Annotated in this window: 14 protein-coding genes; 7 read left to right on the top strand and 7 right to left on the bottom strand. The window is 48.9% G+C overall.

Translation table 11 applies throughout. The features are described from left to right. Nucleotides 1-21: 21 nt before the first annotated feature. Both MKY82_RS26735 and MKY82_RS26730 read right to left on the bottom strand, forming a co-directional pair. Nucleotides 22-984: a sugar kinase gene (locus MKY82_RS26735; RefSeq protein WP_339294749.1), complete on the bottom strand. Its 963-nt coding sequence runs from the start codon at nt 982-984 to the stop codon at nt 22-24. 159 nt (nt 985-1,143) lie between these two features. Beyond that, a complete protein-coding gene (locus MKY82_RS26730; protein WP_053491912.1) occupies nt 1,144-1,350 on the bottom strand; it encodes a DUF1657 domain-containing protein in 207 nt (68 codons plus the stop codon). A 161-nt stretch (nt 1,351-1,511) separates the two neighbouring features. Between MKY82_RS26730 and MKY82_RS26725 the strand changes: the two genes are divergently transcribed. After that, nucleotides 1,512-2,372 carry a DUF421 domain-containing protein gene (locus MKY82_RS26725; protein ID WP_194544271.1) on the top strand — a complete coding sequence of 287 codons (861 nt, stop codon included), beginning with the start codon at nt 1,512-1,514 and terminating at the stop codon, nt 2,370-2,372. A gap of 586 nt (nt 2,373-2,958) precedes the next feature. On the opposite strand, the gene MKY82_RS26720 is transcribed toward MKY82_RS26725, so the two are convergent. The 5 genes from MKY82_RS26720 to MKY82_RS26700 all read right to left on the bottom strand — a co-directional run bounded on the left by MKY82_RS26720 (nt 2,959) and on the right by MKY82_RS26700 (nt 7,659). Further along, nucleotides 2,959-4,050 (bottom strand): GerAB/ArcD/ProY family transporter, encoded by a 1,092-nt coding sequence (locus MKY82_RS26720; protein WP_194544270.1) that lies wholly within the window; start codon nt 4,048-4,050, stop codon nt 2,959-2,961. Nucleotides 4,051-4,078: 28 nt separating this feature from the next. Beyond that, the gene (locus MKY82_RS26715) at nt 4,079-4,270 is read right to left on the bottom strand and encodes a hypothetical protein (protein WP_194544269.1); all 192 of its coding nucleotides are present in this window, start codon (nt 4,268-4,270) and stop codon (nt 4,079-4,081) included. 15 nt (nt 4,271-4,285) lie between these two features. Beyond that, nucleotides 4,286-5,452 carry a Ger(x)C family spore germination protein gene (locus MKY82_RS26710; protein ID WP_339294748.1) on the bottom strand — a complete coding sequence of 389 codons (1,167 nt, stop codon included), beginning with the start codon at nt 5,450-5,452 and terminating at the stop codon, nt 4,286-4,288. Further along, a complete protein-coding gene (locus MKY82_RS26705; RefSeq protein WP_194544267.1) occupies nt 5,449-6,915 on the bottom strand; it encodes a spore germination protein in 1,467 nt (488 codons plus the stop codon). Before MKY82_RS26705 ends, MKY82_RS26710 begins: the two co-directional genes overlap by 4 nt. 216 nt (nt 6,916-7,131) lie before the next feature. Beyond that, nucleotides 7,132-7,659 carry a DUF2062 domain-containing protein gene (locus MKY82_RS26700; protein WP_194544266.1) on the bottom strand — a complete coding sequence of 176 codons (528 nt, stop codon included), beginning with the start codon at nt 7,657-7,659 and terminating at the stop codon, nt 7,132-7,134. A 227-nt stretch (nt 7,660-7,886) separates the two neighbouring features. Here MKY82_RS26700 and MKY82_RS26695 point away from each other — a divergent pair, with 227 nt between their 5' ends. The 6 genes from MKY82_RS26695 (at nt 7,887) to MKY82_RS26670 (ending at nt 13,402) form a co-directional block, all read left to right on the top strand. Then, the gene (locus MKY82_RS26695) at nt 7,887-8,255 is read left to right on the top strand and encodes a PadR family transcriptional regulator (protein WP_194544265.1); all 369 of its coding nucleotides are present in this window, start codon (nt 7,887-7,889) and stop codon (nt 8,253-8,255) included. Next, on the top strand, nt 8,239-8,919 hold the full coding sequence (locus tag MKY82_RS26690; RefSeq protein ID WP_339294747.1) for a permease prefix domain 1-containing protein: 681 nt from the start codon (nt 8,239-8,241) through the stop codon (nt 8,917-8,919). Before MKY82_RS26695 ends, MKY82_RS26690 begins: the two co-directional genes overlap by 17 nt. Continuing rightward, complete coding sequence (locus tag MKY82_RS26685; RefSeq protein WP_220684084.1) at nt 8,916-9,488, top strand: DUF4825 domain-containing protein; 573 nt, start codon at nt 8,916-8,918, stop codon at nt 9,486-9,488. The genes MKY82_RS26690 and MKY82_RS26685 overlap by 4 nt, the downstream gene beginning before the upstream one ends. A gap of 43 nt (nt 9,489-9,531) precedes the next feature. Then, nucleotides 9,532-10,854, top strand: coding sequence for an LLM class flavin-dependent oxidoreductase (locus MKY82_RS26680; protein ID WP_339294746.1), 1,323 nt, complete (start codon nt 9,532-9,534; stop codon nt 10,852-10,854). A 425-nt stretch (nt 10,855-11,279) separates the two neighbouring features. Continuing rightward, nucleotides 11,280-12,620: an LLM class flavin-dependent oxidoreductase gene (locus MKY82_RS26675; RefSeq protein WP_339294745.1), complete on the top strand. Its 1,341-nt coding sequence runs from the start codon at nt 11,280-11,282 to the stop codon at nt 12,618-12,620. 5 nt (nt 12,621-12,625) lie between these two features. After that, a complete protein-coding gene (locus MKY82_RS26670; RefSeq protein WP_339294744.1) occupies nt 12,626-13,402 on the top strand; it encodes an ABC transporter permease in 777 nt (258 codons plus the stop codon). The last annotated feature ends 29 nt before the right edge of the window (nt 13,403-13,431 follow it).

Below are 13,431 nucleotides of genomic sequence, written 5' to 3'. Positions count from 1 at the left end.
GGCTCGTTTAATGAACAGGAGCTAACGCTCGATATGAGCAGCATTTCCGCGCCGCTGTTGTACCTCTTCCCAGGTCGGAAGTGCTTCCCAATCACCGGGCGCTTGGATCACCAGCGAACCGGTTAAGCCGCCCAGCGAGAGAGCCTCTTCGGGTGTCCAGCCCTTGGCGATACCGGCAAGGAAACCAGCACAGAAGCCGTCGCCTGCTCCCACGGTGTCCACCACTTGATCCACCTGTTCAAAGGGAAGGGAGTAGGTGTGGCTCTTGTGGACAATGACATTGCTCCCATTGAAACTTTTGATAACGGACATTCCGGGAAGCTGTCGCAGTCGGTCCAGGATCGCCTGCTCGTCCTCAGTTTCGAACAGCAGCTTGCATTCGTCATAGCCCGGAAGAAAATAATCACAGGCTTCCGCAAGTTCCAGCAATACAGGGCGAGCTTCCTCGATATTCCATAGCTTGAGCCTCAGGTTAGGGTCAAAGCTGATCAGGACGCCATGTGCTTTGCATACGGAAATGACATGCCGAATCGTCTCCAGGCAGCTGCTGCTTAGAGCTGCGGTGATGCCTGTAAAATGAAGGATGCGGGCATTGGCTATGTATTCGGAGTCTACATGGTCCGGCGTCATGTGGCTGGCGGCGGAGCCTTTGCGGTAGTAATAGACGGAGGATTGACCGCGAACGTTCTGGCGCAGCATAAGGCCGGTCGGTGCAATATCCGTTTGTCTGGCGGCGGAAATGTCGACACCTTCTCCTCGAAGCGTTTTCAAAATACCGGTTCCGATCGGATCGTTACCGAGTTGACCGAACCATCCGCTGCTGCAGCCAAGCCTGGACAGTCCGATGGCGAGATTGCTTTCGGCACCGCCGAAGGATTGTGCCATGCTTCCTCCTTGTCCTATGCCCCGTGTACCTTCCGGATATAATAATCCCATCGATTCACCGAACGTGATGACATCGATAGGACGCGTTTCATTCTTCATCGAATCTACCCCCTTGAATTCAGTCGCCGTTATTAACACTTTACCCTGATGGGGAGGATAACTCAATAATAAATAACACAATATAAAGTACCTCCTATCAGGGGAAGATAGGAGGTAGGCTTAGGCTTACATGTGATGGAGCAAACTAAAAACTTATGTTTAGAAACCTTTATACTGAGGCTCTTCCTGTTCAAGCTGCTGAACCCGCTGGGCCACTTGGTCCACGACTTGCTGTGTCTGTTGAGCTGCAGCCGTGAACAAATCCTTGGCATTTTGATCTTGCGTGGACAGTGCAAATTGCTCAAGGCTGGCCTGAGCGCTTTTTAAGGATGAGAGACATGTTTTAACATCGGAAGCTACGGTCATTGGTTTTTATCACTCCTTTCATGCGTAATAATGTACGCATTTTGCAGAAGAACATGCATGGAGCATATTTTGGAAAATAATGGTGTGATTTCTAAAGGGATATTTGACAATAATCTAAAGTGTGATTATTTAGTCAAGACATGAAATGAGGAGGCTTTATTGTGGCCGAGTGGTTGGAAATTGTACTTAGAACCTTATGTGCTGTGGTCGTGTTGTTTCTGATGACGAAACTGCTGGGCAAGCGGCAAATTACGCAGCTATCTTTTTTTGAATATTTAACGGGGATTACGATCGGCAGCTTGGCCGCCTACATCTCCCTGGATCTTGATGCGAACTGGTATTTGGGATTAGTAGCGCTGGGCGTATGGGTAGCCTGTTCATTACTTATTGAATTCCTGACAATCAAGAGCAAGAAGGCCAGGGACTTTATCGATTTTAAGTCGACCGTGCTCATTAAAGACGGCAAGATATTGGAAGATAATTTAAAGAAAGAAAAACTGTCTTCCGATGAGTTAATGCAGCAGCTGCGGAAAAAAGACGTGTTTCAGATCGCTGACGTGGAATTTGCCATTATGGAGTCCAGCGGGGAAATTAATGTTCTGCTGACGCGTGAGAATCTGCCTTTAACTCCTAAAGATCTTGGTGTCCAGGTAGCGCCGGAAAAGCCCGGACAGGTTGTCGTCATGGATGGTGAAGTCATGGATGAACCGCTGCGCGTCGCAGGCTTCAATCATGGATGGCTGGTGGAAGAACTGGACAAGCAGGGCGCTAAGATCAAGGATGTATTTCTCGCACAGGTAGACACTTATGGACAACTAACCGTCGATTTGTATGATGATCAGATTCAGGTTCCCCAAAATGAGGAGCGGAAACTGCTCTATGCGAATTTGAAAAAATGTCAGGCGGATCTGGAGTTATTCAGCCTCAGTACAAAGAGTAAGAAGGCAAAAAAAATGTATGAAGAAAGCTCCAAACAGATCGAGAAGATTATAGCCGAGGTAAAGCCAATCCTAAATACTTAATTCGGGAGCCACCGAGTCATAATTCCGTAAAAATCGGAATAGGATATTTTTGTGTATTACAAAAGGAGCCGGTTGCCGCCGACTCCCCGCACAGCAGATCATTACCTGCAAGGTGGATATTTGCTTGCTACCAGACGTAAGAAATAGATTCATCTGTACAAGGGACGGGTCTATTTCTTATTATGGAAGGCAAGGATCGAGACGACCAGAGTGGCGAACGATATCATTAAAGCCAAAGCTTCATTCACGCCCATGCCTATCACCTCCTGCTGCCACCCTTGCCAGCTGGTCTACTGTACTATATAATATGCCAATTGCTTACAATAAAAGAACCTTTTTGTAGGAAGCGCTTACGTAATAATTTCATCATTATGCACAGAGATTTTCAAATTTTCTATTTTTCCAAGTTCTCATATCGTAAGGCTGTTGCACTTTTGATCCTAAATGAAGGACCTTTCGGGCTTTTAGGTCATCGCAACTTTCCTCAGAACTTTTCAGTTGAATTAAAAAGAGTATCCTAATGCAGGATACTCTTTTTAATTTTCTTACGTCTAAACAAGCTTCATTCATTTCCGATACTGCGCTGCTAGGCTGTCCGCCGTTTTCTCTTTCGCGGGCGCAGAAGTATGGCTAACCAGTACAATAGGGGAATCGCTTCAATGGTCAGGAAAAAAGCAATCATAGGCACAGAGTCGTAATTCTCCTGAAACAGCGTAGGATTCCGCGAATATTGGTAGGCGATAACGACCGAAGTACCACCAACCAAGGAAATCAGGGGATTGTCCATTTTTTTTAGGTTCAATACCTTTCCCAGGCATTTTACGCTGACATGGAGCAAAAACGCACTGTGCATAAACATGGAGCTGCTCCATAACCCTATCATTAAGGGATCGGATTTACCGAGGAAGCCGCCGGTAGAACGCATAAGCTCCACGAGCGGATATTGAAGTTCTCGTCCGAAGTATGGACCGAAATTGAGCAGGGCAGCCAACCATTGAAGCAAAACCGCCAAGGCGACCAAGAGCCCTGAACAGGCCAGATTGCGAAACGCTCTCCGATCGATTTGTATGTAGGGTGCAATAAACAGGAATACGACCCATTCGGCAAAGAAAGAGAGACAATACACGGCATCTGTTGCCGCGGAACCATAATTATGATGCGTAATCAAAGCAGGCAGCATCTCAAATTCCGAGTTTTTGAAAAAGAATATATTGACCAGCACGATAGAGAGCACGGAAAGTATAAATAATCCGTCTGACATATAAATCATCGTTTCCAGTCCCCATCTGGCCGTGATGATCACAACCAATCCAATGATAATCTGGATAATCCACTGCGGGGATTCCCGCATATAGTTCGTATTAAAAAACAAGGTAAAACCTTCGATATCCAAGGCAATGTAATTGATGCTCCAAAACAAGAGCAAAAGGATGATCATGGTATGAACCCATTTCCCGACCAGGCGTTCTCCAAAATCCACCCAGGAGGTATTCGGGCTCCACATGCCGAGCCTGATCGTGAACCACAGAAGGATCAGACTCATAGCACTTCCGGCAAGAATGGACATCCATCCTAGATATTCTGAATTCCATAGCAGAGGCGTGATCAGAAACCCAGTGGGCTGGGCAGATAGATAAACAAACGCAAACCGGAACAGCTGCCAGGGAGTTTTACGCATCCTATATCGCCTCCTCTCCTTTCTAATTTCAGCCTAACCAACCGAATCCCCAGTGGATCCATTGATTGGGTGTGGGCCACCAATGGATGAAAGCGGCAAGCATATTCCATATGGCAGCCAGTACAATGAGGGAAAGCACCATCCATTTTTCCCGTCGCGATTTTTGTCTGACAAGGTACCACTCCAGCAGTGCAATCGCCGAAAAAAATATGGCTATCATTCGATTTTCTCCTCCTTATTCTGATTTGGCATTAAAACTTGCTCCCAGGTTTCGTATGGTAATATGAGTCGAAACTTGAATTTCTGCTTCATTTCTGTAAAAATCTTCCCATCTTGAACGCAGTTTATGCCAAGCATCGGGGTAGTGCCAGTCGAGGACCATGCCTAATTGCAATATATCCGCACCAGCCCTTTGGGATGTACGCAGAGCACGGTTCATTTGGGTGCTGACCTGGTCATTCAATTCACGTTCAATCATTTTGTTGATAGCAGCCGAATCCGGTAAGTGTGTGTCTTTTTTGTATATGATGTCTGCCCTTCCCTTGAGCATAACCGTGAAAACGGGGCCGTCGGGTGTCATTTTCACCTTCTTCTGGGATCTGATGTTGATGAGTAACAGGCTGGCCTTACCTTTGTTCTTGCCATCGTCCCAAGACACGGTGTAAAGCGCGTCTCTTAGCTCCTTAAGAGCCCAGCTGACGGCCATGGATTCCTTAAGTGGCAGGGTGGCCCTTAGCTTGTGGCCTTGAAATAGCGCCGTCCCTTGAACTCCGGCCCAATCATCCTTTTTAGCTGGATCGGCTACCAACGGCTTTTTGCCTGCAGATAAGTATGTCAGGGCGTACCCTTGGTTGGCTTTGCTTGCATATAAAATATCTCTCGCCGTAGTTGCCACCATATTATGATGTTCGGCGAATTTGATGAGAACCTCCGAAGGCATTTGCTCAAAGATCGGCGTTAATCTGGCGATTTGCTTGGCGTCGCCTGGTGCAACCATCAAGTAGCATCTGAAATCGATCGTGGGTTCCCTTTCAAACCAATCCATTAAATCCTCAATACCGTCTTCAGCGTAGCTTCGGCCCAATACAAGGACCCGGGTATGACTGAAGTCAAGCCGCCGAGACAGATCTTTTTGAATAAGATGCAAGGCATCCTGAATTGTGGCGGAATCCTTGGAGACCATGGCATAAGGATCGCCGCCGCTCCCGCTGCCGGCCTGCTGCCCGGACATTAAGCGATTCGGCAGGGGAGCGCTAATGGTAACCTCTACATTTCCCGGCTGCTTGCCTTTATTAATATACATAGCGAAGACGAACGTCTGTTCATTAACCTCCACCTTGGTTGCGCAACCGGTAAGAATGATTAAAGGCAGCAGAAATCGAATGATTGTTGAAGATTTCATTTTGGTTTCTGCCTCCTATTATTCGAGGTCTGAGCAGCATAGGAAGTCGGACGTTTATTCAGCAGGGGAGAGGGAGCACGGAGAAATGTATCCCTCCACTCGGAGAATACCAGCGGAGCTACCGGTTCCAGATACGGAGTCCCGAAGGATTTAAGCGAAGCCAAATGTCCAAGCACTACAAAAGTTCCTGCAAACAAACCGATTAGACCGAGTGTTCCTCCCAAGAGAAGCAGGGGGAAGCGTAGGAGTCGAAATGTCAGCCCAAGCTCAAAATGCGGAATGATGTACGAAGCAATCCCTGTTATGGATACCACGATTACCATCGGGTTAGACACGATCCCTGCTTCCACCGCGGCTTGTCCGATGACAATGGCGCCGATAATCGATATAGTCTGACCGACCGGTTTTGGAATTCGGGTTCCGGCTTCCCTGAGCGCTTCAAAGGTTAGTTCCATAATGAGGGCTTCCGTTAATGCCGAGAAAGGGATGTTCTCACGAGTTGATGTAATCGTGAGCAGCAGATCCGTCGGAATGATAGAAGGCTGGAACGTGGTAATGGCAACATACATGGATGGCATCAGCAGCGAAATGACAGCGAACATAAAGCGAATAAGACGGATCCAGCTGGAGGAAAAAAAGCTGTGATAATAATCCTCGGAAGATTGCAGCAGAGACAAGAGCGTAACCGGCACGATAAGAGCAGACGGTGTACCGTCCATCATCATCCCGACTCTCCCCTCAAGCAGTGAAGCTGCAACAGAGTCGGGTCGCTCTGTGTATTGAAACTGAGGAAACGGCGATTTCACGCCTTCTTTCATTTGTTCAGATAAGGTACTGATGCCAAAGGCCCCGTCGATAGATATGGCCTTGATATTTTTTTCGATCTTAGCCACCACATCCTTATCGGCCAGTCCGTCAATATATACCATGTATATAAGGGTCTTCGAATAACGCCCGATTTGGTAACGGCGCGTCTTTAATGCGGGATGTTTGATTTTGTGACGCAGCAAGGACAGGTTGGTGAAGATGTCCTCGATAAAAGCCTCCTGGGGGCCATTTACCACAAGCTCATTTTGGGATTCCGAGACGGCTCTCTTTTCATACTTCGTTAGATCAAAGGTATAGACGTTAACCAATGAATCAATATACAGAACGACATAGCCCTCTACAATCAGGTTCGCAATATCGTGAGCTGATGATGAGCGGTTGAATGGAATCGAGAGTAAATCGCCACGATCCAGCTCATTAATAAAGTCATCTAAATTAAATTGTAAGGCAGAGGCCTCTTTGAGGAGCGGGGTAATGATACGCTCATGCAAAGAGCTGGTATCAATAATAGATTGGATATAAATCAGGGTGCAGGATTTGCCATGGGCCCGAAATGATTGGTAGACGACATCTTCACAGTTCTCAAGATTTTGTTTTATATTCTCAACCAGTTCATGATGAGTTTGTTCCTTCAAAACCGATACCCCCTCACGCTCATATGTGTCTTTTTTTATAGAATGCCGTACTCTTGGCAAGTTATTCAAAATGACCAGAGAAGTTAACTTGTCGAGAGGGGGACTGAGCTAGGGATCATTCGATATGCAGAAAAAAAATACGCCTGATTCATAACGGCATGAAGCTGTTACGAAACGGGCGATTATAAGGTGTACCGTTAATTGCGATTTAAACCGCTACTTCTTGGTTTTTCCTCTTTTGATGGATTTCTTTATTCGTTGGAGCAATGGTTTTCGGTAGAACGTTAAAACGAAGCGCAGCAAAATATAGAGTATCAATGTAGACAGGACACTGTTGATGAGACCACCGACAAGAAAATTGACGCCCATATCGCCTAATCTGCCAAAATGGTTCGTCTCAATCCTATAATCCGTCTCCGGGACAGGTACCGAGAGAGCATCTTCGATTTCAAAGGTTTTGGGAAATGTGGTGAACAGATGCACAAATACCCCGATTCTATAGTTTAAATAGAACAGGATCGGCCACAAGACGGAGCCTGCCGAAGCTGCAAGGAAGGCGGAAGGGATGTTAGCCCGAACCATGCGAGCGAGCAGCGGAGCCAGCAGCAGATCAATGCCGAAGGTTGGGTACCAGCAAGGGAAGAAGCCGACGGCAAAACCGAGCGCAATTCGATGATCGCTATTTTGCATGCGGAGAGTCCGGAGAATATAGTATTTCAGTCGTCGAATGTATTTATGAAGCAAAACCGTCTCCTCCTGCACGTACTAAATACAATAATGAAGGGATTGGAACCGCATTTTGTATCGTAGGGATTCTATTTATAATAGAAAGAACTTTCAAGAATTATATAGTAGCGGATGTAAACCGTCAATCGATGAAAGAAGAAATAAATGCGTGAAGTATTACTTTGACATGCATAGTAATATGCGTTATATTATACCCATTCGTTTCGTTAAGGAGGTCCGGGTATTTGATTGAATCCATACATAACAGCGATTTGATACGTGGAAATATTGATACCTTTATTTTGCGCGTGTTATCGGACGGAGATAATTACGGCTATCAGATCATTAAAGAAATCTCGCTGCGAAGCGGGAATCGATTTGAGCTGAAGGAGCCTACACTGTATTCCAGTCTGAGAAGGTTGGAGAAGCAGGGATTCATCCGTTCCTATTGGGGTGAAGAAACCCAGGGCGGAAGGCGCAAATATTACACCCTCAGTCAGGAGGGACAGGGACGCTTGCGGCACAATCAGGAGGAATGGAAGGCTGCGCGCGAGATTATTGATATTTTGATCGGAAACGGAAAGGAGCTGACAGACAATGACCAACAGGCATGACTTAGAGATCTTTGTGGACCGTCTATTTGCGAATCAACGCAAAACCAAGGAAGTGGTAGAGCTAAAGAATGAGGTTCTCAGCAATTTGGAGGCTCGGGTTACGGATTATATGGAGAATGGGATGGAATATCAATCGGCCATTAGTCTGGCCATCGATAACATTGAAGATATCGAAGCCCTCATTGACGATAATCAAAAAGTTTACAGCTACCGTTTCCGCTATGAATTGGTTCAGAGCGCGCTTATTTATTCCTTGCTGGCGTGGATCGTGACCATACCGGCCCGATTTTTGCCAAGCGGTATAGGGGTGAACACCCTTCTGCTATGTCTCGTTGTCTTATCCGGTGCGGTGTATCTTTCCATGTCACGGCATCTGAAACGGTATGAGAAGCAGACAGCTGTGATCAACGCAGGCAAATTGGCCAAATGGAGCAAAGGGGCATGGTGGCTGTGGTCGATATTTATCCTAGTTGTATCCATGTACACCTTCCTGGTTCAATACGGCAGCGATCTGTGGTTTGGGCGAGAATTGCGGATCGATGGGCCCTATTCGTTCTACGTGACCGTCATGCGATATGCCATCCCGATGACGTCGGTCATCATTCCGCTGCTTGTCCAAAAAGCTAGTAAATTAACTCTTCAACTTGAGGTGAATGAACCATGAGCAAAAAAAATTGGCTGATCGTTATACTGCTGCTTATCGGCGTAGTGGGTATGGCTGCACTGGAGGGATTCATCAAGCCCAAAGCAGACGAACAGGCCGTTCAATATGAAGCGGAGCAGAATGATCCGTTGACGCATGATATCCGGAATTCGTTAAGCTTTGCGAGCCCGTATATGGGGAATGCCGGGAACCTGATCAATTTGAATGCTTCGCTTCCCATGCGTGACATCGAACGTACATTTCAGCTGTATCCGGAGGAATTGACGGCCGAGATCCGATTCCAGGCCAGGGCCGGCGATCTGCAAGAGGAAAAGCTGAAGCAGCTGCTAGTTTATAACTCCACTGCTAATTTTGCCATGATTGATAATTTGGAGAAACTGATTTTCGCCTTTGAAGACCAAATCTTCACCATCCGGCGGGATGAGGTGGAGTCGTGGTTTGGCAATCAGGTCACACTTGCTTCATTACGGGATGCCGGGACATGGGAGAAGGAGGTTCAATCCCGTCTTGATGATAGGAAGTTTGTCGGTGATTACGTAGAGAACCTGGTTGAGCGTAAGTTTCTGTAGAGGTAAAGCTTTTAGAAGAGATAAAGCGAAGGGGAGTATAGAGATGGGTGCGGAGCGACGCCAATTAAGTCTGGGTGCTTTTCTAATGAATTACGGTCATCATATTGCCGCTTGGCGGCATCCCGGTTCGGCGGGGGTCGGAGCCGTGGATTACGATTTCTATAAGCGCTGCGCTCAAGCAGCCGAACGCGGGAAATTCGATATGGTATTCCTTGCGGACAATAACTCGATTCCTTTGATCGAGGATTTGCGGACGAATGTCAGCTTTCTTCAGCCTGAAGCGCTGACCATGCTCAGCAGTCTGGCCGGCGTCACGGCGTATGTTGGATTAGCCGGCACGGCATCTACCACATTCAACGAGCCCTACGCATTGGCAAGGCGTCTGTCCACGCTGGATCATATCAGTGGCGGCAGAGCTGCATGGAATGTGGTGACTTCCACGAAGGATGCCGAGGCGCGCAATTTCGGCTCGGTGGAATTAATGGAGCATGGAAAGCGGTATGAACGGGCGGAGGAGTTTCTGCGGGCTGTGATGGAATGTTGGGACAGCTGGGAGGACGATGCCCTTGTGTTGGATCGGCAGAGAGCTGTTTTTGCGGATACCACACGGATTCATCGGGTTCATCATGAAGGAGCATTTTTCAGGGTGGAAGGTCCGTTGAACATGCCCAGATCTCCGCAAGGCAGGCCCGTTATCATTGAAGCGGGAACCTCGGCAGCGGGAAGGAGGCTGGCCGCCCAAACAGCCGATGTTGTGTTCACGGCCTGTGAGAGTAAAGAAGATGCGATAAGGTATTACCGCGAGTTTAAGGACTTGCTTAAGGAGTATGGACGGGAAGGGGGAGAGGTGAAGGTTCTCCCGGGATTGCTGATCTTCCTCGGAGAGAGCGAAGCCGAAGCTTTGGCGTATCACCGGGCATTCAGCGAGCTCATCTTGCCGGAAGCAGGGGTGAAATATTTGTCTCAATTGCTGAATGCCGACTTGACCGAATATCCGGTAGACGGTCCGCTGCCTGATCTGCCGAGGGAAGGGAACAGCAGCCGGGCGATCATGATTATGGATATGGCCGCGAAATCGGGCATGAGCATTCTGGAGCTTGGCAGGCATTACGCGGTCGCCAGAGGTCATATGACGATGATCGGAACCCCGCAGCAGATTGCCGATCGGATCGAGGATTGGTTTCGAAGCGGGGCTTGCGACGGATTCAACATTATGGCCCCTTTGCTTCCGAGTGGTCTCGAACAGTTTGTGGAGGGCGTAGTGCCGCTGCTCCAGCAGCGCGGACTGTTTCGCGAGGACTATACAGGCAGAACGTTACGTGACCATCTTGGTCTCAACCGGCCGAAAACCCAACATGAAAAATAATTGACGACAAAATTAGACGGTGCTATAATCCTACTTAACATATCGGAAATAATTGAATTTATGCGTATTCTACCGGACAGCCGGAGATGCATCCTTGGATCAACTAGTGATCCGAGGTGTGTCTTCGGCTGTTTTTTAGATATCAGACTTCAAGGCAGGGTCTTGCTGATATCGCAAGAAAACCTACCCTTGAATCGGCTCGCTCATCCTTTGAAAAAGCCTCGATAGAGGTTTTCTTATATGAATCTTATGAGGAGGCTCCAATGTATGAAGTATAGACCACTGGGCAGAACGGGAGTTCAAGTGTCGGAGGTGAGTCTCGGGACCATGGCTTTCGGGCGTGGGTAAAGCAGATATAGCGAAATACCTATACGGCACGATAATGATCAATCGTAACCAATATGGATCAGGAAGGTGACACAACGATGAGTTCAAAACGTCGTCAATTGCATCTAGGATTGTTTTTATTCGGGACAGGCTATCATCCCGCGGGCTGGAGACTGCCCGAAGGCAAAACGGACGGGGCTTACGATCCCCAGTTCCTGAAGGAAGTCGCCCGGAAGCTTGAAAAGGCCAAGTTCGATTTCTTCTTCCTGGGGGACCGATTGGCCACGAGCGCGGACATGCAGCATTTATTCCCTTCGCAAATGACGCGGCTGGAGCCGTTTACGATGCTGTCCTATCTGGCGGCGGCAACGGAAAAAATCGGTTTGATCGGCACGGTGAACACCACCTATGCCGAGCCTTACAACATCGCACGCTTCACGGCATCGCTGGATCATCTTAGCCAGGGCCGTGCCTCATGGAATGTCGTGACGGGCTCCGATCCGCGGGCAGCGCTGAATTTCAGCCGGGAGAAGCATTGGGATAACGCCAAGCGGTACGACTACGCCGAGGAATTCATCGAAATCGTCAGCGGGCTGTGGGACACCTGGGAGGACGACTCCCTACCGCGGGATAAAGCAAGCGGCGTGTTCGCCGACGGGAGCAAGGTGCACGCTCTGGATCATGTCGGCGAGCACTTCTCCGTTGCGGGTCCGCTGAACATTCTGCGCCCGATACAGGGGCAGCTTCCGTTGATCACGGCTGGAACCTCCCTGCGCAGCCAAATGCTGGCGGCCAAGTATTCCGACATGGTCTTCACGGGAACGAATGTAAAGGAAGTAGCCGTCAAATTTTACAAGGATGTGAAAGGCCGACTGCCGGAGTATGGAAGGGCAGCTTCGGATTTGAAAGTCCTGCCGGGGCTGGTTCCGATCGTGGGCCGGACGGAGGAAGAAGCACGGGCCAAATATGCGGAGCTGAATGAACTGGTTGTGACCGATTACGATCTGGGTCCGCTGTCGGATAAGATCGGGATCGATCTAAGAGGATTCTCACTGGACGATCCTCTGCCGGATGTATCGGCTTCGGAAACGGCCTTACACTGGGCCGACTTGGCCAGAGCGGCCAACGGGCGCGCGGATATTACGATCAGGGATCTGTTCTATTTCTTTACCGTCACGGTCCGCGGGCATCTGCTAGTTGTCGGCAGTGCACAGCAGGTGGCGGATATCATCGAGGAATGGTTCCGGGATGAAGCGGCCGATGGATTCAATGTGTGCCCGCCTTATATGCCGGGTGGACTGGATCTGTTCCTGGAGCTGGTGGTTCCTGAGCTTCAGCGTCGTGGCTTATTCCGCAACGAATATGAAGGCAGCACCTTCCGGGAGCACTTGGGACTAAGCCGCCCGGGGAACCGATACGATCTGATTGCGAAGGGGTGAGCCTGATGGGAACGAGGCATGCCAGGAAATACCGCGGCATCTGGGCGGGGCAGGCGGCTTTGCTGCTGATCATATTGGGGATTTGCGAGCTCCTGGTTCGCACGGAGATCGTCAGCAGCCTGTATCTGCCTGCGCCATCGCAGGTATTCCGTGAGCTGTTCAAACTGTTCGGTGACGGGGAGATTTGGAAGCACCTGTACGTCACGCTGGCCGAATTCGTTACGGGCTACGGCATTGCTGCCCTTGGCGGTTTGGCCGTCGGCATGGCTCTGGTGCTGATCCCTTGGGCGGAGCAGTTTTTCCGGCCGTATCTTTCGGCGCTGATGGCGATTCCGAAGGTTACGATCGTGCCGCTGCTTGCGCTCTGGCTCGGGATCGGGGTTACGCATAAAATATCGATTGTGTTCCTGTTCTGTTTCTTTACGATCACGGTCAATACGATGACCGGGATCAAACAGACGGCGGATAATCACCTGAAGGTCGCCCAAGTGTTCGAAGCCACGCGGAATCAGACCATCATGAAGGTGATTTTGCCATCGGCTGCACCGACTATTTTTGCGGGTCTTCGTTTATCGGCTGCAACCGGACTGGTTGGGGCTCTGTTCGGGGAGATGCTGGCGTCGAAGGATGGCCTTGGCAATATACTCGTGAAGGCGACATCGCTGTATAATACCGTGCAGGCCTTTGCCATTGTAGCGCTGGTTACCGTCGTATCCGTACTTATTATTTCATTGATCGATTGGTTGGAACGCAATGTGTTTTTGAAATGGAAATCATCATAATCCATCAGAAAGAGCGTCACATACAAGGG

Origin of the sequence: Paenibacillus sp. FSL W7-1279, from assembly GCF_037969845.1 — a bacterium.
In the GTDB taxonomy this organism is placed as follows: Bacteria; Bacillota; Bacilli; order Paenibacillales; family Paenibacillaceae; genus Paenibacillus_AQ.
The sequence above is the reverse complement of the archived record's forward strand: the minus strand, read 5'-3'. Positions and strand labels throughout refer to the sequence as shown.